Below are 22,351 nucleotides of genomic sequence, written 5' to 3' on the forward strand. Positions count from 1 at the left end.
CGCAGACGGCCTCACGGGGTCGTCGGCAGCTGCTCGGGCGCGCCCGTCTCCTCGGCGCTCGGATCCTCGACCGGATCGGGTGCTGCCGGCGTCGCGCCCTGCGACGACAGCGGCAGCTCGACGTAGTCGGCGACGACGATCTCCTTGGACGGGTTGAACGACACGACCTGCACGCCCACGGGGACGCCGTCGGCGTCGAACGTCACGATCGACACCTGGGCCTGCCGCCGCAGGCTGCTGCCCAGCGCGATGGGCAGCACCGCGCCGCCCGTCGTCCCGGTGGTGAGGCGGGTCGTGGGGGTCGCTCCGGGGCCGTCGATCGCGGCCGGTCCGACCTGGTAGTGCAGGTGACCTGTCAGCACCAGGTCGACGCACCCGCTCGCGGCGACCTCGCTCGCCGAGGCCCAGGAGTGCACTGCCAGCACCCCGACCCGGTCGCCCGCGGCATCGGCCTCGCACGCTGTGTCGCGCAGTGATGTGTCCTGCTCGGCCAAGCCGCCGTTGCGGGTCTCGGCGTCCTCGGTGTAGCCCGTGAGCTTCGTGCCACGAGGATCGCTGGCGCCGAGGAACCGAACACCGCCGACCGTGACGGGCTTGCCCCTGAGCACCGTGAATCCCTTGTCGGCCATCTGATCGGCCACGGCGTCGGTGTCGTGGTTGCCGGCGACGGCAACGGTCTTGAAGCCGTCGAACTCACGGGCCAGGGAGTTGATGCTGAACGACTCCCACGACGCCCCCTGCCCCGTGTCGTCACCGAGGTCGATCAACAGTCGCGCCTGGGCGCGGTCGGCGATCGTGCGCACGACGGGGTCCATGCCGATGTTGTCGTGCCGGTCGGTGACGACGAGCGCCGTCGTCTCGCCGTCGGTCGGGGTGCGGAGCACGGCCTCCTGGGCGTTCTTCTCCAACGCCTCGTAGAACGTGACCGAGTCGCGGTACAGGTACAGCGCTCCCTCGACGAGCGCGCGGCTCGAGCTCGTGGCCGATCCCCGGGCGAGCTCGATCTGCCGGATGCCCGCGATGTCGCCGGGCACCTCGGGGAACTCCTGCGTCAGCGGCACCCACTGCCGCGACGGGCTGCCGTCGTCGCCCGGCACCGCGACGAGCACCAGCGCGCCCACGACCACCAGCGTCGTGGCCGCCGCCGTCAGCCCCTGCCTGCGCGTGGGACGGAGCAGCCGGGTGCGCAGCTCGCTGCGGCGGCTCCGCCCCAGGGCCGTCCAGACCAGCACCGTCGCCGTGCCTGCGAGCAGGCCCATTCCGAGCCCGCGCAGTGCTGCCGACGCGGCCATGCCCACGACGGCCGACCGCACCGCGCGGATCTCGCCCTCGGGCTGGCTCGCGATGACGGCATCGCGGGCCAGCACCTGCTCGAGCCCCTCGCCCTGGCTGTCGCCGAGATCGATCGCGACGCCGATGTCGCCCGGCGCGTCGATCGGCACCCTCACCTGCGGCACGAGCGCACCGAAGTCGAGCGTCGCGTGCCCGTCGGTGACAGGTCGCACCGTGGCGTCGTGCGCGCCGATGACGAGGTATCGCTCGCTCTGCAGGAACAGCGTCCACGTCGTGGGCGCGGCGACCGCGAGCACCACGACCACGACCGCCAGGACCTTGCCGAGCAACCTCATCCGATGCGGTCGCTCCACCGGTCGGTCGTGCCGACCGTCGACAGCAGCTGGGTGGCACGGGTCAGGACGACGTACAGCGTGCGCCATCCCGCCGCGGCCTCGTCGGTGATGGCGTCGGGCTCGACGACGACGACACCGTCGAACTCCAGGCCCTTGGTGTCGAGCCCGTCGAGGACGCGGAGCCGGTCGGGGTGCTGGCTCGTGAGCTCGGCCAGGTCGTCGCGCAGCCGTCCGAGCGAGGCGCGGGGTGCCACGACGGCCACGGTGCCGTCGACCCGGTCGAGCATCTCGCGGGCGCTGCGGCGGACGGTGCCGACGAGCTCGTCGGCGGACACCAGCAGGTGCTGCGGCAGCTCGCCCGTGCGGCGCACCGCGTCTGCAAGGTCGGGGTCGGGCACGCCGATGACGGCGACCTTGGCCGCGAGCTCGTAGATCTCGGCGGAGTTGCGGTAGTTGGTCGAGAGCCGGAAGGCGTGCTCGGGCTTGCCGTCGAGCGCGGCCTTGCGGGCCGACGCCGACTCCTGCGGGTGCGGCCACGACGACTGCGCGTCGTCACCCACGATCGTCCAGCTGGCGTGCCGGCCACGACGTCCGAGCATGCGCCACTGCATGGGCGACAGGTCCTGCGCCTCGTCGACCAGCACGTGCGCGAATCCGTCGTCCTCGATGCTCTGGGTCGTGCGGTTGCGGTCGACGCGCTCGTCGCGCTCGCGTCGCTCGAAGCTCATGAGCTGCTTGGGCCCGTCGTCATCGTCGTCGGTGACCTCGGGCAGCTCGCCCAGCAGGTAGCGCAGCTCGTCGACGAGCGGGACGTCCTGGATGCTCGGCTCGCCCGCGGCCCACGAGGCCTTGAGCGCGGCCACTTCGACGCGGCTGAACGTGCCCTCGCCCCCGTGACCAGCACTGAGTCGGTCGATGACGTCGGGCAGCATGCGCCAGATCTCGATCGGCTCGACCGGAGGCCACCACTGCTCGACGAAGTCGATGAAACGGTCGTCGGTCGTGACGATCTCGACGAAGTCGTCGCGTCCCTTGTCGAGGGCTCGCTCGCCCCGCACCTGGCGCCAGAGCGCCTCGACCAGCACGGCAGGCGCCTGCGCGTACGCGCGGTTGCGCTTGGCGTTGTTCAGCAGCTGGCGACGGAGCTTGTCGAGCTGCGCCGCGTCGAGCCGCAGGACATCGTCCTTGAAGAAGTAACGGAACTCGGTCGGGGCGCCCGCCATGGGGGCGGCCGCGGCCTTGGCCAGGAAGCCCGTCATGCGCGACGACCCCTTGGCCGCCGCGGCGACCGACTCGTCGTGCCGCGCGGCCCGGATGCCGTCGACGACCTCGCCGAGCGAGCGCAGCGTCACGCTGGTCTCGCCGAGGCTGGGCAGCACGCGCTCGATGTAGTTCATGAACACCGTCGACGGACCCACCACGAGAACGCCGCCCGACTCGAACCGGCGGCGGTCGGTGTAGAGCAGGTAGGCCGCCCGGTGCAGGGCGACGACGGTCTTGCCGGTGCCGGGGCCTCCGCCGATCGTGGTCGCGCCGCGACTGGGGGCGCGGATCGCCTCGTCCTGCTCCTTCTGGATCGTCGCGACGACCGAGTGCATGGTGCTGTCGCGCGCTCGGGTGAGGCTCGCGAGCAGGGCTCCCTCGCCGATCACGACGAGGTCGTCGGGGGCGTTGTCGGCGTCGAGCAGGTCGTCCTCGACACCGATGACCTTGTCGTTGGCGCAGCGCAGCACCCGACGCCGGACGACGCCGGACGGCTCCTGCGCGGTGGCCTGGTAGAAGATCGCCGCGGCGGGGGCACGCCAGTCGATCAGCAGGATCTCGCGGTCGGCGTCGCGGATGCCGATGCGCCCGATGTAGCGCGACTCCCCGTTCAGCATCGAGAGGCGTCCGAACACCAGCCCGTCGTGCGCCGCGTTGAGCGCCGAGAGGCGCCGCTGCGCCTGGAACACCATGGCGTCGCGCTCGACGAGACCGCCCTCGTTGCCGACGTGACCACGCGCCATGCCCTCGACGACGAGCGACTGGGCGACCTTGGCGGATGCGTCGAGTCGCTCGTAGACCGTGTCGACGTACGACTGCTCGGCCTCGATCTCGCGCTGTTCCGCGTTGTGTGAGCTCACCCCACTCCTTCGGTGCTGGGAGAACTCACCATTCTAGGACGTCGGGTCGTGGCGTCGCAGGCGGATGCTCGCAGTCCGGACGGTCGTGGGGCCGTCGCCCGGGTGGCCGGCCGCCGGTTCGCGTCGTACCGTCGGAGGACACGCTCTCACCATCAGGGGAACCCATGCGCAAGACACTCGTCGCCCTCGCCGTCACGGCCCTCGTCGTCGCTCCTCTCACAGCGGCCGAGGCCGCACCATCCCGCTACAAGGTCTCGGTCGGCTCGTCCGACAAGACCCTCGACCTCACGTCGGACGACGGGACGAACCGCACCACGGTCATCAAGGGACGTGTCCGTGGCGGGTCGGTCAAGGGCACCAAGGTGTACGTCTACGCCGCCAACACGAGCGCTCGCAACCAGTCGTTCCGCTACATCGGCTCCGACCGGGTGTCGTCGAAGGGCCGGTTCGCCAAGAAGTGGAAGCCGCGCGACGGCGGCAGCTACGTCGTCAAGGTGGTCAAGCGCAAGGGCAAGGGCCGCGCCGAGGGCACCGGCACCACGCGGGTCAACGTGTTCCAGTTCGTCAGCCTCAGCAACTTCTACGTCCCCGCGGCGAGCGCCGGCGTGAGCCGCGTCGACAAGGCAGGGTCCATCAACGGACAGAACTGGTCGACGGCCTACCAGCTCGAGCCCGGCGGATCGGCCGTCTTCGCGACGCAGGGCTTCCGGTGCCTGCGCATCAACTTCAAGATCGGCGTCGCCGACGTGGCTCGCGGCGGATCGGGCTCGTTCCGCGTCGGGCAGGCCAGCCGCACTATCCTGGCCGGCTCGCACAGCTTCGGCCAGTCGTTCATCCAGCCGTCGACGAGCCAGCAGAAGCGGATGACCGCGAGCCAGCCCGTCACGGTGTCGGTGGCCGGCAACGCGCCGTTCGTCCTCGGTCTGCCCAAGGCCGCGTGCACGTACCCGATCCGCACGGCACCCAAGGCCTGACGGCCGTGGCATGACAGTGGTCCCCCTGCTCTGACCGTTCGGCGACGCTGCGGATGTTGTCGCCGTACCCTTGGGGGACCTAAGTCCCGCCTCCCAAGGATGTCATCGTGCGCAAGATCTTCGTTCTGCTCGCTGCGGCCGTCGTCGTCCTGGGACTCTTCAGCCCTGCCGAGGCGGCCCGCAAGAAGAGCTTCGGCGTCTCGCTGAGCCCGACGCCGAGCGGCACCCAGAAGACCTACAACGACACGAGCCTCGACCTGAGCTCGGCCCACGGCGAAGCGCACGGGCGGACCACGATCCGCGGACGGGTCAAGGGCGGCAAGGTCGTGGGCAAGAAGGTGCAGGTCTACGCCACCAACATGCACAGCGCGTCGCGCACGCGCACGTCGCTCGGCTCGGCACGCATCGGCAAGGGCGGCGTGTTCACGAAGGCCTTCAAGCCGGCCAACGGCCACGCGGGCACGTACAAGATCGAGGTCGTCAAGAGCGCCGGCGGCGGCCGCAAGGCCAAGGTCAAGACCTTCTCCATCCGCGTGTACGAGTGGGTCAGCCTCTCGTCGTTCTACCAGCCCGCAGCCAGCACGGGCAGCGTCACGGTGGCCGACAAGGAGCAGACCGGCAGCGGCACCAACCCGAACGAGCGCTGGAGCACCGCGTACGCGCTGACCGGCGACTCGACCGCGGTGTTCAGCTTCGCCGGATACCGCTGCATGCGCTTCAACCTCAAGCTCGCGCTCTCGCAGGTCTCGCGGGTCGGCGACGCCAGCTACCAGGTCTCGCAGCCGGGGCGCGGCATCATGGCCGGCGCACTGACCAAGGGGGGCGCGTATGCCGAGCCCACCCGCGCGCAGTCCGAGAACATCGACCCGAACGCACCGTTCACGGTGTCTGTGACCGATGCCGAGGCCGGGGCGGATGCCCGGACGATCCTCGGCCTCCCAAAGGTCGCGTGCATGTGGCCCTACAAGGTCGCCGCCGCGCCCTACTGACGGGCAGCGCCGGAACCGCCCGGGTCGAGGATCCGCTTCAAGAACTGCCGCGTGCGCTCCTGCGCCGGATCGCCGATGACCTGGGCGCTCGTCCCGCGCTCGACGACGACTCCGCCGTCGAGGAACAGCACCTGGTCGGCCACCTGCTCGGCGAAGCGGATCTCGTGCGTCACGATGACCGTCGTCCAGCCCTCGGTCGCGAGGTCCTTGATGACGTCCAGCACCTCGCCGACGAGCTCCGGGTCGAGCGCCGACGTCGGCTCGTCGAACAACACGACCTTGGGCTTGAGGGCCAGCGCACGGGCGATGCCGACCCGCTGCTGCTGACCGCCGGACAGCTCGAACGGGTGCTGGTCTGCCTTCTCCGACAGGCCGACCTGGTCGAGCAGCCGGCGTGCATCGGCGACGGCGTCCTCACGAGGACGCCGCTGCACCTGGACAGGACCCTCGATGACGTTCTCGAGCACGGTCTTGTGCGGGAAGAGCTGGTGCGACTGGAAGACCATGCCGCTCTGGGACCGCAGGCGGGACGTCCGCGCCCGGGCCGCCTTGGCGCGGTGCGGCAGCGCGGCGAAGTCGACCTCGACGTCGTCGATGCGGACGGTGCCGGTGTCCGGCACCTCGAGCACGTTGAGCGAGCGCAGGATCGTGGTCTTGCCGGAGCCCGACGGGCCGATCAGCACGGTCGTCGTGCCGGCGTCGGCCGCGAAGTCGACACCCTGCAGGACGCGGTTGTCGCCGAAGGACTTCTCGAGGCCCCTGACCTCGACGAGGGGTGCGGAGGTGTCGGTCATCTGGCCACGAACCTGTTCAGTCGAGTCTCGATCCTGCCCTGGCCGGCAGCCAGAGCCGCGCACACGACCCAGTAGTACAGGCCGGCGAGCAGGTACAGCGGGAAGAACACCTGTGCCGCGGACGCCGCGTTCTGCGCCTCACGGAACAGCTCGGTGACGAGGACGACCGACAGCAGCGACGTGTCCTTGAGCAGCGAGATCAGGGTGTTGGACAGGGGCGGGACGGCGGTGCGCGCGGCCTGCGGGAACACGATGCGGCGCAGCCCCTGCCAGTAGCCCATCCCGATCATCGACGCCGCCTCGAACTGCCCCTTCGGCACCGACAGGATCGCCGATCTCACGATCTCGGCGGCATAGCCACCCACGTTGAGACTCAGGGCCAGCACCGCCGCAGGCCACGGCCCGAGGTCGATCCCGATCTCGGGCAGGCCGTAGAAGACGATGAACAGCTGCACCAGCAGCGGCGTCCCGCGGATCACGGAGATGTAGCCGCGGGCGATGCCGTGCAGCACCCGACTGCCGGAGATGTTGGCCAGCGCGGCGGCGACCGCCAGTGCCAGACCCAGCACGAAGCTGATGACCGTGATCGGGATCGTCGCGATCACCAGCTTCTGCAGCATCGGCCCGGCGGCGTCCTTGACGATGTCGGCGTCGCTGCGCACCGCCCGGCCACCCGACAGGTCGGCCTCGCCGGAGTTCTCGACCGAGACGTCGATCTTGAAGTACTTCTGGGAGATCTCGGCGATCGTCCCGTCGGCCTTGAGCGCCGCGAGTGCCTCGTTGGCCTGCTGCAGCAGCGCCGTGTCGTCCTTGCGGAACGCCAGCTTCTGCTGGTTGACCTCATCGCCTGCGGTGCCGACGATCTCGATCTCGTCCGAGCCCGTCGTGTTGAGGTAGTCGAGGGCCGCGAGGTTGTCGTTGAGGAGGGCGTCGACGCGGCCCTGCACGACGAGCGCGGCCGCCTGTGCGAACCCCTCGACGCCCTCGACCTTCGCGCCCGCATCGCGCGCGGTCTTGGCGTAGTTGGTGGTCAGCGACTGCGCCGTCGTCTTGCCCTTGAGGTCGGAGAGCTTGGTGATGCCCTTCGTGCCGGTCTTGACCACGATGACGCCGCGCGAGTACGTGTAGGTGTCGGACAACCCGTAGCGGGCGGCGCGCTCGGGGTTGTCGGTCACCTGGTTGGCGATGACGTCGATGCGGTCGGCGTCGAGCGCCGCGAAGATCGCGTCGAACGTCGTCTCGACGAACTCGAGCCGCCAGCCGGCCTTCTTCGCGACGGCCTTGATGACGTCGATGTCGAAGCCGGTGAGGTCGTTCGTGGCGGAGTCGTGGAACGAGAACGGCGGATACGTGCCCTCGGTGCCGACCCGGACGACGGGGCGGTCGTCCTGCGCGGCGTGCGCGGCACCGCCCGGGACGACCACGACCGTCAGCGACAGCAGGACGAGCGCGAGCGCCCTCAGTACGTGCCGCATGTCGTCCCCTCGTCGCGTGTGTGCTCCGACCGTACGGGGATGCCGCCCGCGGCGCACGCGGTCCAGCATCCGGACGGGAGGACAGCGACGCCCCGGCCTGGAAGAGGCCGGGGCGTCGCTCGTGGTGTGGTGCTACTTCTTGATGCGCACGGTCTTGGAGGTGCCGGCGAGGTTCTTCTTGCCGTCGAAGACGATCGTGAGCTTGTGCTTGCCCTTCTTCAGGCCTGTGACCTTGACCGTGGTCGTGCCGGCCTTGATCGAGGCGCGCTTGAGGGTCTTGCCGTCCTCGAGGACGATGATCTTGCCCTGCGACTTCCTGGATGCCTTCGGCGAGACCGCGACCTTGATCGTGGCCGTCTTCTTGCTGACGCTGGTGCGCGCGGAGATCTTGCCCTTGTTCTTCGGGACGAAGGCGGGAGCGACCGTGCGGGCGACCGTGGAGTAGCCGAGCGTCTTGTAGGTGACGACCGCGGTGATCTTCTTCTTGTAGTCGGCCTTGGCGACGCGATAGGTGCGAGCCGTCTTGCCCGGCAGCGCGGCACCGTTGCGGAACCACTGGTAGCTCACCGAGGCACCCGGCACGAGAGCACCCGGCGATGCCGCGATCGTCCGACCGACGACCGGCAGGCCGTTGACCTTGGGACCGGTCCTGAAGACGTAGTCGCCACGCCTGACGATCGCCTCCGTGGGCGATGCCCTGAAGATCTTGGTCGGCAGGGACGAGGCAACCGTCACCTCGACGTAGATGTCGCTGCCCACGTCGTCGGCGGTCGGCACGTACGTCGTGCCCGACGCACCGGCGATGGCCGCGGATCCTGAGTACCACTGGTACGAGATCGACGACACGGGCTGGGCGTACGTACCGGACGAGACCGTCAGCGGCACGCCGACCTGCGGCAGACCGGCGACCTTGGGCTGGACTCGCGCGCAGAGAGCAGTCGGTGCCGTGGCCTCGGCGGCGGTGAACTGAGGGTTGAAGGCCTGCTCGACGCCACCGGCGACGGTGATCGGCGTGGCGAAGTCGTCGAAGACCTGGCAGTTGTCGTAGACCTGGGCGACATAGCTGCCTGCCGGAACGGCTGCGGCGAACGTACCGTCCTCGTTGACCTCGAACGAGCGGCTGACGTTGTCGGCCGAGCCCGGGCCGTTCTCCGCGAAGAACGTGATGGACGTCCGAGCCAAGGCGCCACCGCCGGGCTGGCTCACGGTGCCGGTGACGATACCGGCCGTGCCGGCGGCGCTGGCCGTCACGGCCGTGGCGGCGAGGGTGCCGGCAGCGAGGGCGAGGGTGGCGACGAGCGCCCCCGTCCTGCGCAGAGGAGTGATTTTCATCTGGTCGTGCTCCTTGGTGGGAGGTGGGTGCGGTGAGACCACCTGACGCTAACCCAGGAACCCGTCCCGTGCACAGCACGGCGCGACGCGAACCGCTACTTCGTGCGGTGCAGGAACGCCGTCATCGCCTCGCGCGCCTGGTCGCTGCCGAACAGCTCGCCCGAGAGACGGGCCAGATCGTCCCCGAGGGCGTCGATGCGGGCCACGAGGTCGTGGTTCAGCAGGGTCTTGGTCTCGCGCAGGCCCTGCGGGTAGCCCTTGACCAGGTCGCCGAGCGAACGGGCCACCTCGGCCTGCAGCTCCGCGTCGGGCACGGCGCGGGTCACCAGCCCGTGCTGCGCGGCCTCGGTCGCGTCGAACGTCCGTCCGGTCAGGAACAGGTCGGCGGCAGCACGCGCGGTGAACCGAGGCAGCAGGCTCACCGAGATCACCGCCGGTGCCAGCGCGAGCCGTACCTCGGTGAGGGCGAAGGTCACCGACTCGGCGGCGATGACGAGGTCTGCGGCACCGACGATGCCGAGGCCGCCGGCCCGCACGGCTCCCGCGAGCTCGACCACGACGGGCTTGGGCAGGGTCGCGATCTGGCGCTGCAGCGCGATGAGCGCCTTCGCGCCCTCGACCATCCCGCCGCCGGCCGCCTCCGTCAGGTCGGCCCCGGAGCAGAACACCGTGCCGGCCGATCGGACGAGCACCGCACGAGCAGAGTCGTCGTCTCCGGCGTCGTCCAGTCGTCGCGACAGCTCGCTCACGAGCTGCCGGCTCAGCGCGTTGCGGTTGTGCTCGCTATCGAGGGTGATGGTGGCGACGTCGTCGGCGACGTCGAGGTGGACAAGCTCAGACATGCTGGAACTCCTCTAGTAGGACTTCGGCAGGCCGAGGCTGAACTGGGCCACGAAGTTGAGTGCCATCTCGCGGCTGACCGGCGCGATGCGCGACAGGCGCGACCCGGCCAGCATCTGCACCAGACCGTACTCGTTGGCCAGCCCATTGCCACCGTGGGTCTGGATGGCGCGGTCGACCGCGTTGCAGACCGCCTCGCCCGCGGCGTACTTGGCCATGTTGGCGGCCTCCGCGGCCCGCATGACGTCACCCGCGGCGTAGAGCGCAGCGGCCTTCTGCGTCATGAGCCGGGCCATCTCGATCTCGATGTGGGTCTGCGCGAGGGGGTGCGCGATGGCCTGGTGGGCACCGATGGGCGCGTCCCAGACCTTGCGCTCCTTGGCGTACTCGGACGCCTTGGCGAGCGCGAGCCTGGCCGTGCCGAGCGCGAACGACGCCGCCATGATGCGCTCGGGGTTGAGGCCCGCGAACAGCTGCTCGATGCCGGCACCCTCGCCGCCGATCAGCGCGTCGGCCGGTACCCGGACGTCGTCGAAGAACAGCGTGAACTGCTTCTCCGGCGAGCTGATGCCCATGTCGATCTCCTGGTAGGTGAACCCCTCGGAGTCGGTCGGGACGAGGAACAGCGCTGGCTTGAGCTTGCCGGTGCGCGAGTCCTCGGAGCGGGCCACGACCAGCACGGCGCTGGCCTCGTCGACGCCCGAGATGTAGGTCTTGGTGCCGGTGAGCCGGTAGCCGTCCGCCTCGCGGAACGCCGTCGTGATGATGTTGTGCGAGTTCGATCCCGCATCGGGCTCGGTGATGGAGAACGCGAATGTCGACGTCCCGTCGGCCAGGCCGGGCAGCAGCGCCTGCTTCTGCTCGTCGCTGCCGAACTGGGCGATGATCGTGCCGACGATCGCGGGCGACACGACCATCAGCAGCAGGGGGCTGCCCGCGGCGGCGAGCTCCTCGCACACCGCGGCGAGGTCACCGATGTCGCCACCGCCTCCGCCGTACTCCTCGGGGATCGCGACGCCGAGGAACCCGTTGCGTCCGGCCTCGGCCCACAGCTCCGTGGTCTTCTTGCCGGTGCGGGCCGCCTCCTCGAAGTAGCTGCGCCCGTACTTGTTGCCCAGGGCGGCGACGGACCTGCGCAGCGCGATGCGCTCGTCGGACTCGGTGAAGGCGATGGTCATGACGGTTCTCCTGTGGGATCGGACGGATCTGCGATGACGGCCAGCACGGCTCCGGACTCGACCTGTGAGCCCTCCGTGACCGACAGCCCGGTGACGACACCGTCGGTCGGTGCCGTGATGGTGTGCTGCATCTTCATGGCCTCCAGCACGACGACGACGTCGCCCCGGCTGACCTGCTGCCCGTCGACCACGGCGACGCTGACGACCGCGGCCGGCATGGGTGCCAGCAGCGATCCCTCGGCGACCACGTCGGCCGGATCGACGAAGACCGGCACCGGCACGAGGTCGATCGAGCCGTGCGGCCCGTCCACGTCGACGGATGCGGTGCCGATCGAGACGTCGTAGGTCTCCCTGACGCCGTCGACGTCGAGGACGACGCGGCTGGGGCCGGACTCCACGACCGCGACCGGCACACCCGTCACGAGCGCCAGACGTCCGCCCCGACTCTCGTACATGACCCCGACGTGCACGTCGGGAGAGACGGCGTAGGTGCGGACTCGCGGCGCGAACGGCACGTTGCGGTAGGCCGGGGGGATGCGGCTCAGCACCGTCGCGGTCGACGCCGCGGCGGACGCCTCGGCGAGCGCTGCCGCCCACACGCACCGGTGCATCGGCAGCTCGTCGATCGCCGGTGCCGTCCAGGCCTCCAGGCGGTCGTCGAGCAGCGTCGTGCGCAACCGCGCCGCCCTGAAGTCGTCGTCGGCGAGGATCGCCCGGAGGAAGTCGAGGTTGGTCGTCACTCCGTGCACCCGTGCGCGACGGAGGGCGTCGCCGAGGCGGCGGACCGCGGTCGTCCGGTCGGTCCCGTGGGCCACGACCTTGGCGATCATCGCGTCGTAGTGGATGCCCACGACCGAGCCCGTCTCGACCCCGGAGTCGACGCGCACACCCGGCCCTGCGGGGACGTCGAACGTCCGCAGCGTGCCGGTCTGCGGCTGCCAGTCGTCCGCGGGGTCCTCGGCATAGAGGCGCACCTCGACGGCGTGTCCGGACGGGGCGGGAGGCTCGCCGACCAGAGGGTGCCCCTCTGCCACCGCGATCTGCAGCGCGACGAGATCGAGGCCGAAGACCTCCTCGGTGACCGGGTGCTCGACCTGAAGGCGGGTGTTCATCTCCAGGAAGAACACCTTCTGGTCGTCCGGCCCGGTCCCGGCGACCATGAACTCGACCGTGCCGGCACCGACGTAGTCGACGGCCTGCGCAGCCGCGCGGGCCGCGTCGTGCAGGGTCGCGCGTGTCGCGTCGGACAGGCCCGGGGCAGGCGCCTCCTCGACGACCTTCTGGTGCCGGCGCTGGATCGAGCAGTCGCGGTCGCCCACGACCCACGTCGTCCCGTGCATGTCGGCCATGACCTGCACCTCGACGTGGCGTGCGGACTCGAGGTAGTGCTCCACGAACACCGTGGCGTCGCCGAATGCCGACGCCGCCTCCGCGGACGCCTGCTCGATCGTCGACGACAGCTCGTCGAGGTCGCGGACGACACGCATGCCGCGACCACCGCCGCCCGCCGACGCCTTCAGGAGGACGGGCAGGTCGGCGGCCGTCACGACCTCGGGCTCGAGCCGTCCCAGCTGCGGCACGCCCGCGTCGAGCATGAGCTCCTTCGCACGGATCTTGTCGCCCATCGAGTCGATGGCCGACGGCGTCGGACCGATCCAGGTCAGCCCAGCCGCCTCGACGTCGCGGGCGAATTGGGCGTTCTCCGACAGGAAGCCGTAGCCGGGGTGCACGGCGTCCGCCCCGGCCTTGAGCGCCGCCGCGATCACGAGATCGCCCCGCAGGTACGTGTCGCCGGGCGCGTTGCCCGGCAGCCGCACCGCGACATCGGCCTCAGCGACGTACGGCGCACCGGCATCGGCGTCGGAGAACACGGCGACGGTGGAGATGCCGAGCTCCCGGCACGTCCGGAACACCCGCCGCGCGATCTCCCCCCGGTTGGCCACGAGAACAGAGCGGATCACGAAAGAACCCCTTGATGAGTGGAAGACGCCCGACCACTGGCCGAGCGGAGCGAGGCTGCCGCCTGGGCGAAGCCCAGTCGCGGGGAGGAACGACCCGCGAGGCGCGCGAAGCGCGCGCGGCTCATAGGCGGAACACTCCGTATCCATCGGTGCCCTCGACGGGTCTGGTGTTGATCGCGCTCAGGCAGATGCCGAGGATGGTCCTCGTGTCGCGGGGGTCGATGACGCCGTCGTCGTAGAGCATCCCCGACGTGAAGTAGGCCAACGACTCCTTCTCGATCTGCTCCTCGATGTAGGCGCGCATCGCGACGTCACCCTCCTCGTCGTACGGCTGCCCCTTGGCCTCGGCGGCACCGCGGGCGACGATCGAGATGACGCCGGCGAGCTGCGCGGGGCCCATGACGGCCGACTTGGCGTTGGGCCAGCTGAACATGAAGCGCGGGTCGTAGGCGCGCCCGCTCATCCCGTAGTGACCGGCACCGTACGACGCGCCCATCACGACCGACAGGTGCGGGACGGTCGAGTTGCTGACCGCGTTGATCATCTGCGCGCCGTGCTTGATGATGCCGCCCTGCTCGTACTCCGCACCGACCATGTAGCCCGTCGTGTTGTGCAGGAACAGCAGTGGCGTGTCGATCTGGTTGGCCAGCTGGATGAACTGCGCGGCCTTCTGGGCCTCCTCGCTGAACAGGACACCCTGGGCGTTGGCGAGGATGCCGATGGGGTGGCCGTGCAGGCGCGCGTAACCCGTGACCAGCGACGTCCCGTAGAGCGGCTTGAACTCGTCGAACGGCGCTGAACCGTCCGGGGTCCCGTCGACGATGCGCCAGATGACCTCGCGCGGGTCGAACGGGATCTTGAGATCGGTCGGGACGATCCCGAGCAGCTCCTCCGGGTCGTGCACCGGCTCGGCGTACGTCGGCTCCGGCGTGACGCCGCCCTTGCGCCAGTTGAGGTTCTTGACGATCGAGCGGCCGATGCGGATCGCGTCGCGCTCGTCGACCGCGAGGTAGTCGGCCAGGCCCGACTGGCGGGCGTGCATCTCCGCACCGCCGAGCGACTCGTCGTCGGACTCCTCGCCCGTCGCCATCTTGACCAGCGGCGGGCCGCCGAGGAAGACCTTGGCACCCTCCTTGACCATCACGACGTAGTCGCTCATGCCCGGCACGTACGCCCCGCCGGCCGTCGAGTTGCCGAACACCAGGGCCACGGTGGGACGCCGGTCGGCGCTGGCGCGGGTGATGTTGCGGAACGAGCGGCCGCCGGGGATGAAGATGTCCTTCTGCGTCGGCAGGTCGGCACCTCCCGACTCGACCAGGTTGACCGTCGGCAGACCGCATTCCTCGGCGATCTGGGCCGCCCGCTGCACCTTGCGCAGCGTGCTGGGGTTGGTCGAGCCGCCCTTGACGGTGGGGTCGTTGGCGACGACCAGCACCTCGACGCCCTCGACGACGCCGATGCCGGTCACGACCGAGGCACCCACCGCGAAATCGGTGCCCCAGGCCGCCAGCGGCGACAGCTCGAGGAACGGCGCGTCGGCGTCGATCAGCAGCTCGATGCGCTCGCGTGCCGTCAGCTTGCCCCGTCGGTGGTGGCGCTCGATGTTGCGCTCGCCACCGGCGTCGACCGCCAGGAGGTGCTGCGCGGCGAGGTCGGCGACGCGCTCGAGCATCCGCTCGCGATTGGCGCGGTACGTCTCCGAGGTGGTGTCGACCGTCGTCCTCATCGCACACCTCCCCCGTCTCGCGAGTGGTGCGGAGTGGACATTGTGGGACGGCGTGTCTGACCACGACGCACCACTCGAGGCCCGGAATCCAGCACTCCCCGCTCAGTCCTCATCACAGTCCCATCAGCTTGGCGGCCAGATCGGTCATGACCTCGGTGGCACCGCCGCCGATGCCGAGGATGCGGGCGTCGCGGTAGTGCCGCTCGACCTCCGACTCGCGCATGTAGCCCATGCCGCCGAAGATCTGGACGGCCTCGGACACGACCCACTCGCAGGCCGCGACCGAGACGTTCTTGGCCACGACCGCCTCGAGCAACGGGCTCTGACCGGCGGCAGCCTGCTCGACCGCCTCGCGGGTCAGGGCCCGGGCGGCGGCGGTGCGGCTGTGCATCTCGACGAGCTTGTGGCGGATGACCTGGCGCGTGGCCAGCGGCTTGCCGAACGTCTCGCGCTGCTTCGAGTAGGCGATCGCGAGGTCGAGGGAGCGCTGGGCCGTGGCATAGGCCTGGGTCGCGAGGCTCAGGCGCTCGTTGACGAACTGGTTGACGATGAGGCCGAAGCCGCCGTCGACGTCGCCGACGATGTTCGCGGCCGGAACCCGCACGTCGTCGAACGTCAGCTCCGCGGTGTCGGAGCAGTGCCAGCCCATCTTGCGCAACGGCTTCGAGACCGTGAACCCGGGCAGGCCCTTGTCGATGACCAGCAGGCTGATGCCGCCGAAGCCCGCGCCGCCCGTGCGCACCGCCGTCGTCACGAAGTCGGCGCGGACCCCCGACGTGATGAAGGTCTTGGCGCCGTTGACGACGTACTCGTCGCCATCGCGGACGGCCCGGGTCGTGAGCCCCGAGACGTCCGAGCCGCCACCGGGCTCGGTGATGCCGAGCGAGCCGATCTTCTCGCCGGCCAGCGTGGGGCGCACGTAGCGGTCGATCAGGTCGGCGTTCTTGTCTCCGCCGTCGACGATGTGCGGGATCGCGATGCCGTGCGTGAACAGGCTCGCGAGCAGGCCGGTGGAGCCGCCGCCGGCCATGACGGCCTCGGTCATGATCGTCGCGTCGACGATGTCGCCGCCCGATCCGCCGATCTCCTCGGCGAACCCGATGCCGAGCAGCCCGACGTCCGCGGCCTTCCGGTGCAGCTCGCGCGGCAGCTGCCCGGCGTCCTCCCAGGCCGGGAGGTGTGGGGCGATCTCCTTCTCGGTGAACGAGGTGACCATCTCGCGCAGGGCCAGACGCTCGGTCGTGTTCCAGGTGCTCACAGGGATGCCTCCGCGGCGGTGGTGGGGTCGGGGAGCAGGACGCTCGGGATGGCGCACTCGCGGGCCCGGAGCCACTCGCCCACGCCCTTGGCCTGCGGGTCGAGCCGGGTCGACGACGCGACCCCCTCGCCCAGCAGGCCGTGGACGACGACGTTGACGGCGCACAGGTTCGGGAGGGGATGGATCTCGATGTCGAGGGCGGCCGCCTCGGGCAGCAGCTCGCGCACCGTCGCGTCGTCGAGCAGGTCCAGCAGCCAGGCGAAGGCGTCGTCGCGGCGCGGGTGGTCGGCGGGGATCCAGACCCCGATGTTGGCGTCCCCGCCCTTGTCACCGGATCGGGCGTGGACCAACCGGCCCAGCGGCGTCCGCGTCGTCCCGCCCGCGGTCTCCCCGAGTGGCGCAAAGCCGGTCTCGAGTGGTGCGTTCCGGTCAGACTCGCCGTCTCGTTTCGTCCAGTCCGCAGCACTCGCGGTTCCGGGTGGGGGGATGTGCTGGCGGCGACCGTCGGGGTGGACGACGACGTGGGGCACCTCGGCCTGGGGGACGTACGCGGCGCGGTATACGCCGTACGGGGTGCCGGCCGACGGGGGCCGGGAGACGCTGAAGCCGGGGTAGGACGCGAGCGCCAGCTGGATCGCCGCATCGCTGAACGCGCGGCCGACCGGCTCGGGCCGATCGCTCTTGACGTGCAGCCGCAGCAGCGAGGTGGCGCGCGCCTGCGTCTCCGGATCGTCTGCGTCGGTGCGGTCGAGGTGCCACTCGACGGTCTCGGGACGAGTGCCGGCCGCGAAGGCCGCCTCCATCTGCTGCTCGATGAGCGCGGCCTTCTGCGGGATGTCGAGCCCCGTGAGCAGGAACTCGACGGCGTTGCGGAAGCCGCCGAACGCGTTGAGGCACACCTTCGCGGTCGCCGGTGGCGGCTCCCCCGCGGCGCCCGTGATCGCGACCCGATCGGGACCGACCTGGCTGAGGGTCAGGCCGTCGAGCCGCGTCGACACGTCGGGGCCGAGGTAGACCGGCGACTGGATCTCGTAGACCAGCTGCGCCGTGACGGTGTCGACCGTGACCGCGCCGCCGGTGCCCTCGTGCTTCGTGATGACGACCGATCCGTCGGCCGAGATCTCCGCGATCGGGAACCCCAGCGGTGTCGACATATCGACATCAGCGAATCCGGAGAAGTTGCCGGCCGTGGCCTGCGTGCCGCACTCGATGACATGACCGGCGACGACGGCACCGGCGAGCGCGTCGAGGTCGTCCCGGCCCCAGCCGAAGTGGGCGATCGCCGGACCGACGACGACGGAGGCGTCCGTGACCCGTCCTGTCACCACGACATCGGCCCCGGCCGTCAGCGCGGCGGCGATGCCGAACGCCCCGAGGTAGGCGTTGGCCGTCAGCGCGTCGCCGCCGGCCGCCTCGTTCAGGCCGAGCTCGTCGGCACGGGCGATCAGGTCGTCGCCCTCCACGTGCGCGATCGCGATGTCGAGGCCCTGCTCGGCGGCGATCTCGCGCAGCTTCGCGGCGAGCGCTGCCGGATTGAGCCCGCCGGCGTTGGCGACGATGCGGACGCCACGCTGCTGGGCGAGTGCCATCGAGTCGGTCATCTGCCGCACGAACGTCTTGGCGTACCCGAGCGACTCGTCCTTCATCCGGTCGCGGCCGAGGATCAGCATCGTCAGCTCGGCGAGGTAGTCGCCCGTGAGGTAGTCGAGGTCGCCGCCCTCGAGCATCTCGCGCATCGCCGACAGGCGATCGCCGTAGTAGCCCGAGCAGTTGCCGATCCGGATCATGCGCGAGCCCCCGCGCGACCGATCCTTCGGCCTTTCGGCTGTCCCGGCAGCAGCAACGCCGAAACATCAGTCCCGACGACATGCGAGCACGACCGATCTGTCTGCGTTTGCGACGCCGGGACGACAGGAACGCCGAAAGATCGGTCCCCGCGGATCATCGGTCGGCCAGCCGGACGGGATCGGACCCCGGGAGCCCCGCGAAGGCCTGGACGACCGTGAGCCAGTGCGCGGCGTGCTCGCCCTCGGCCGTCACGTCGACGTCGTCGAGGTGACGCCGACGCGTGGCCAGCAGCGCGAAGTCGTACCCCGATCCGGTGACCCGCTCGGCGGCGTCGGCGGGCCCCCACGTCCACAGGTCGCCGCTCGGCCCGGTCAGCTCGACCCGCACGTCGACGCCGGGATCGGCCTCCCCGTGCACCAGGTAGGCGTAGGGACGGGCGCGCACGCCGATGTGGCACACGTGGCGGGCCCGGTCGGACGGCAGGATCGTGATGCCCAGCGCCTCGCCGACGTCGTGCCCGTGCGCCCAGGTCTCCATGATCCGGGCTGTCGCCATCGACGTGGGACTCATGGGCGGCCCGAACCACGGCACCTTCTCGCCCTCGGGCACGGCGCGCAGGGCAGCGTCGAGCTCGACCCGTCCCTCGCGCCACGCGAGCAGCAGGTCACCCGGCGGGATCAGCGCGGTCTCCGCCGACTGCGCGTCGACGAATCCCGTGGGATCGGACGCCGCCGCCTTCAGCATCGCCCCGAACGCGTCAGGATCCTGCAGCGCCGTCAGCGAGGCGGTGTCGGTCCAGTGCAGGTGCGCGACCTGGTCGGTCACGGTCCAGCCCTCCGGCGTCGTGACCGTCGTCCAGGCGGGCTCGGCGAGACCGGCGACCCACTGGTCGAGCTGCAGGCTCTCGGCGGTCAGGTCGGACAGGACGTCGTCCAGGGTGCTCATGCGATGGCCTCTCGAGATGGCTCGGTCATGACGGGTCCAGCTCGCGCTCGAGGACCGCGGCCCACGAGTCGAGGACGGTCGCGCGACGCTTGGTGTCGTCGCTCAGCGAGGCGGCCAGGCCGAGGCCACGGACGAGGTCGAGGGTCGCCTGCACCAGTTGACGGTTGTCGCCGCGGCTCTCGTCGATGCCCAGCAGCTCGACGGCGTAGGCATGGGTCTCGCGACCGATGCGACGCTCGAGCGGGCCGACCGACTCGCGCAGCCCGGCATCGGTGCGGGCCGCGACCCACAGCTCGAGGGCCGCGAAGAAGACCGGTGAGACGAACTGTGCCGCGAGGATCTCGAGGACTCCCCGGATGCGGTCGTCCTCGGGGAGGCCCTCGGCGTGACGACGCATGTCGTCGCGCCGACGGTCGGTGAGGTGCTCGACCGCCGCGACGACGAGAGCCTGCTTGCTCGGGAAGTGGTGCAGCTGGGCACCACGGCTGACGCCGGCGCGCTGGCTCACGACCGTCGTGGTCGTCCCGGCCCAGCCGAGCTCGACCAGCGACTCGACCGTGGCCTCCATGAGACGCAGGCGCATGGCGCGGGTGCGCTCGCCCTGGGTCGTGCGCGCAGCGGTGTCGGTCGTCACGCGTCCAGCATGGGTCAGATGTTAGAAACAGTCAAGCCTGATTGTTTACGGACGGGGCCAGGATGCCAAATATAAGAACTCCCTCACCGCGGTCTCACAGGGCGCTCACGGCGGTTCGGTGTGATGAGGTCATCGAGATCGACTCGATCCCCATCGCAGCCCATCGCCAAGGAGCACCCCATGCGCACGACCACTCGCACCGGCACAGCCGTCCGGACCCGCCTCGCCGCCGTTGGTGCCATCTCGGCGCTCGCCCTGACCCTCGTTGCCTGCGGAGGCAGTGACGACGAGGCTCTCTCGTCGTCCGACCGAAGCAAGGCCTCGGCCGCAGCCCTCGAGTACGTCGGCGGCGGAGCCGTCACCGACGCCGAGCGCGGCGACGGCGACGACCGGTACGCCTACCAGGTCGAAGTGACGCTGCCCAACGGCACCGACATCGACGTCGAGCTCGACACGTCGTTCTCCGTGACCAACAGCCCGGCCAAGGCCTCCGACTTCGCGACCGACACCCCGTCGTCCGCGCCGACGAGCGACGCCCCCACCGATGCCCCCACCGATGCACCGTCCGGCGTCGCACCCGACGACGACCGCGCCCTGGTGGGCGAGACGCTGACCAAGGCCAAGGCTGCGGCGCTCAAGGCCACCGGCGGGGGCAAGGTCACCGAGACCAGCGGCAGCGACGACGCCGACCACGTCTACGAGGTCGACGTGCTGCTGCCGAGCGGCGAGGACGTCACGGTCGAGCTCGACGCCGACTTCACCGTCACCAAGATCGACCGGTAGGGACGATCGCCGGGTGAGACAGCCCGTCCACCTCGGCTACCCTCAGGTGACCCAAGATTTCGCTGAGAAGGATCACCATGAGCGAGCAGACTCCCGCCCCACCGCCGCCTCCGCCGCCCGTTGATCAGTCGGCACCCCCGCCGCCTCCGCCCCCGCCCGCCGGTACAGCACCCGCTGCGCCCGCCTCGGCCGGCGGCGGCGGTCGCGGTCGTCGCACCGCCGTCATCGGCGGCATCGCCGCAGCGCTCGTGCTGGGTGCCGGCTTCGGGGCCTATGCCGTCTACGACCGGCTCAGCGGCGGTGGCCCGCAGCCCCACGACGTCCTCCCGGCGTCGACCCAGGTCTACGTCCGCCTCGACCTCGACCCGTCCGCGAGCCAGAAGGTCGACCTCTTCCGCCTCCTGCGCAAGGTCCCCGACCTCGCCGACGAGATCGGCATCAAGAGCGATGGCTCCGACATCCGCGAGCTGGTCTTCCCCAAGATCCTGGCCGGCCAGTGCGACGACGTCGACTACGACAGGGACGTCAAGCCGTGGCTGGGCGACCGCATCGGCGTGGGGGCCAACATCGAGGACCGCACCGTCCTGATCGCGGTCCAGACGACCGACGAGGACGAGTCCCGCGCCGGCATCAAGAAGCTGTTCGACTGCGCCGACGAGAAGTACGGCATCGCCTACGTCGACGGCTACGCGATCCTCGCCCCCAAGCAGGCGCAGGTCGACCGTGCCGTCGCCGCCACCGAGAAGGAGTCGCTGGGCGACAGCAAGACCTTCGCGGACGACTTCGACGAGCTCGGCAACCAGGGCATCGCGTCGGTCTGGGCCGACCTGAAGGCCGTCGCCGAGCTCCCTGAGGCCAAGGAGGCGCTCGGCGACCAGCTCGACGCGCTCACCAAGGCGGGCTCCGTCGCGGGCACGCTGCGCACCGACGGTGATGCGATCGAGCTCGCGGTGCTCGGCGCACCGTCGGCGGGCGGCGGCAAGGACGCCAAGGCCACGGCCCTGGGTGCGCTGCCCGCCGACACCGTCGCCGCCGTGTCGCTCGCCGGCCTGGGAGACCAGGTCTCGGAGGGCTTCGAGTCCTTCGTGCAGGAGTTCGACAAGCAGTTCGCCGCCCAGCTCGACAGCGGGCTGATCCCCGACCAGGACTCGGCTCTCTCGTCGACCCCGTCCGCGACCGCCGACCCCGTCATCGCGAAGCAGTCGACGCAGCCGACAGAGCCGGTGCCAACGATCCCGACGTTCCCGTCTGATCCCCCCACGGACCCCACGGACCCCACGGACCCTCAGCCTGAGACCGAGGAGCTGCCCCCGCTCTCGCCGTTCGGCGTCCCCGGCGGCGGTTTCAGCGCCCAGAGCTTCATCGACCAGTTCGAGCAGGCGACGGGATTCAAGCTGCCCGAGGACCTCGAGACCCTGTTCGGCGACAGCCTCACGCTGGCCGTCGGGTCCAAGAACCTCGAGACGCTGCCGACCCTCTCCGGCCCTGACGACATCTCCTCGCTCGACGTCGCACTGTCGCTGTCGTCGGAGTCCGCCCCGGCGCTCGACCTGGTCAAGCGCATCGCGGCGCTCGCCAGCGATGCGGGCATCCCGCTCGTCACGTCGCCGACCGACGACGGCGCGGTGCTCGCGACCAACGAGGACGCGGCCGACGCGATCACCGATCCTGACGGTTCGCTCGGCGACGAGGACGCGTTCAAGAGCGTCATCCCCGACGGCGACAGCACGTCGGGCGGCGTCTACGTCAACATCGGCACGATCATCGACAAGCTGCTCGAGGCCGATCCCCCGGCCGACGTCCGCCAGGACATCGAGTCCGCCAAGGCGCTGTCAGCCGTCGGCGTGTCGACCAGCGAGCAGGGCGAAGACCGGTCGCTCGTGCGCCTGCGGGTGGCGTTCAAGTAGCGCCGACCGGACGCGC

General features: G+C 70.5%; 17 protein-coding genes. 4 read left to right on the forward strand and 13 right to left on the reverse strand.

What is annotated here, in order from left to right; translation table 11 throughout:
• Positions 1–11 precede the first annotated feature (11 nt).
• A complete protein-coding gene (locus JOF40_RS04460; RefSeq protein WP_129180473.1) occupies positions 12–1,628 on the reverse strand; it encodes a metallophosphoesterase family protein in 1,617 nt (538 codons plus the stop codon).
• Positions 1,625–3,751, reverse strand: a complete 2,127-nt coding sequence (locus JOF40_RS04465; RefSeq protein ID WP_129180475.1) for a HelD family protein — start codon at positions 3,749–3,751, stop codon at positions 1,625–1,627. The genes JOF40_RS04460 and JOF40_RS04465 overlap by 4 nt, the downstream gene beginning before the upstream one ends.
• Before the next feature lie 164 nt (positions 3,752–3,915).
• On the opposite strand from JOF40_RS04465, the gene JOF40_RS04470 reads away from it, so the two are divergent.
• Together JOF40_RS04470 and JOF40_RS04475 are read left to right on the forward strand one after the other, a co-directional pair.
• On the forward strand, positions 3,916–4,725 hold the full coding sequence (locus JOF40_RS04470) for a hypothetical protein (RefSeq protein ID WP_129180477.1): 810 nt from the start codon (positions 3,916–3,918) through the stop codon (positions 4,723–4,725).
• Between the two features lie 107 nt (positions 4,726–4,832).
• On the forward strand, positions 4,833–5,714 hold the full coding sequence (locus JOF40_RS04475; RefSeq protein ID WP_129180478.1) for a hypothetical protein: 882 nt from the start codon (positions 4,833–4,835) through the stop codon (positions 5,712–5,714).
• Here the strand turns inward: JOF40_RS04475 and JOF40_RS04480 are convergent.
• The 11 genes from JOF40_RS04480 to JOF40_RS04530 all read right to left on the reverse strand — a co-directional run bounded on the left by JOF40_RS04480 (position 5,708) and on the right by JOF40_RS04530 (position 19,645).
• Positions 5,708–6,508, reverse strand: coding sequence for an amino acid ABC transporter ATP-binding protein (locus JOF40_RS04480; RefSeq protein WP_129180481.1), 801 nt, complete (start codon positions 6,506–6,508; stop codon positions 5,708–5,710). The genes JOF40_RS04475 and JOF40_RS04480 overlap by 7 nt on opposite strands.
• Positions 6,505–7,983, reverse strand: coding sequence for an ABC transporter substrate-binding protein/permease (locus JOF40_RS04485; RefSeq protein ID WP_129180483.1), 1,479 nt, complete (start codon positions 7,981–7,983; stop codon positions 6,505–6,507). Before JOF40_RS04485 ends, JOF40_RS04480 begins: the two co-directional genes overlap by 4 nt.
• Before the next feature lie 132 nt (positions 7,984–8,115).
• Positions 8,116–9,315 (reverse strand): Ig-like domain repeat protein, encoded by a 1,200-nt coding sequence (locus JOF40_RS04490; RefSeq protein WP_129180485.1) that lies wholly within the window; start codon positions 9,313–9,315, stop codon positions 8,116–8,118.
• Between the two features lie 95 nt (positions 9,316–9,410).
• Positions 9,411–10,157 (reverse strand): enoyl-CoA hydratase-related protein, encoded by a 747-nt coding sequence (locus JOF40_RS04495; RefSeq protein ID WP_129180487.1) that lies wholly within the window; start codon positions 10,155–10,157, stop codon positions 9,411–9,413.
• Between the two features lie 12 nt (positions 10,158–10,169).
• Positions 10,170–11,333 carry an acyl-CoA dehydrogenase family protein gene (locus JOF40_RS04500; RefSeq protein WP_129180489.1) on the reverse strand — a complete coding sequence of 388 codons (1,164 nt, stop codon included), beginning with the start codon at positions 11,331–11,333 and terminating at the stop codon, positions 10,170–10,172.
• Positions 11,330–13,294: an ATP-binding protein gene (locus tag JOF40_RS04505; RefSeq protein WP_129180491.1), complete on the reverse strand. Its 1,965-nt coding sequence runs from the start codon at positions 13,292–13,294 to the stop codon at positions 11,330–11,332. Before JOF40_RS04505 ends, JOF40_RS04500 begins: the two co-directional genes overlap by 4 nt.
• A 121-nt stretch (positions 13,295–13,415) precedes the next feature.
• Complete coding sequence (locus tag JOF40_RS04510) at positions 13,416–15,020, reverse strand: acyl-CoA carboxylase subunit beta (protein WP_129180493.1); 1,605 nt, start codon at positions 15,018–15,020, stop codon at positions 13,416–13,418.
• Between the two features lie 112 nt (positions 15,021–15,132).
• Positions 15,133–16,278, reverse strand: coding sequence for an acyl-CoA dehydrogenase family protein (locus JOF40_RS04515; RefSeq protein WP_129180495.1), 1,146 nt, complete (start codon positions 16,276–16,278; stop codon positions 15,133–15,135).
• Positions 16,275–18,065, reverse strand: a complete 1,791-nt coding sequence (locus tag JOF40_RS04520; protein WP_129180497.1) for an acyclic terpene utilization AtuA family protein — start codon at positions 18,063–18,065, stop codon at positions 16,275–16,277. Before JOF40_RS04520 ends, JOF40_RS04515 begins: the two co-directional genes overlap by 4 nt.
• A 154-nt stretch (positions 18,066–18,219) precedes the next feature.
• A complete protein-coding gene (locus JOF40_RS04525) occupies positions 18,220–19,011 on the reverse strand; it encodes a TIGR03084 family metal-binding protein (RefSeq protein WP_129180498.1) in 792 nt (263 codons plus the stop codon).
• 25 nt (positions 19,012–19,036) lie between these two features.
• The gene (locus tag JOF40_RS04530) at positions 19,037–19,645 is read right to left on the reverse strand and encodes a TetR/AcrR family transcriptional regulator (RefSeq protein ID WP_246152741.1); all 609 of its coding nucleotides are present in this window, start codon (positions 19,643–19,645) and stop codon (positions 19,037–19,039) included.
• Between the two features lie 180 nt (positions 19,646–19,825).
• Between JOF40_RS04530 and JOF40_RS04535 the strand changes: the two genes are divergently transcribed.
• Positions 19,826–20,428, forward strand: a complete 603-nt coding sequence (locus JOF40_RS04535; RefSeq protein WP_188111674.1) for a PepSY domain-containing protein — start codon at positions 19,826–19,828, stop codon at positions 20,426–20,428.
• A 77-nt stretch (positions 20,429–20,505) separates the two neighbouring features.
• Positions 20,506–22,335 carry a DUF3352 domain-containing protein gene (locus JOF40_RS04540; protein WP_129180502.1) on the forward strand — a complete coding sequence of 610 codons (1,830 nt, stop codon included), beginning with the start codon at positions 20,506–20,508 and terminating at the stop codon, positions 22,333–22,335.
• Positions 22,336–22,351 lie beyond the last annotated feature (16 nt).

This window comes from Aeromicrobium fastidiosum, assembly GCF_017876595.1.
GTDB classification, from domain to species: domain Bacteria; phylum Actinomycetota; class Actinomycetes; order Propionibacteriales; family Nocardioidaceae; genus Aeromicrobium; species Aeromicrobium fastidiosum.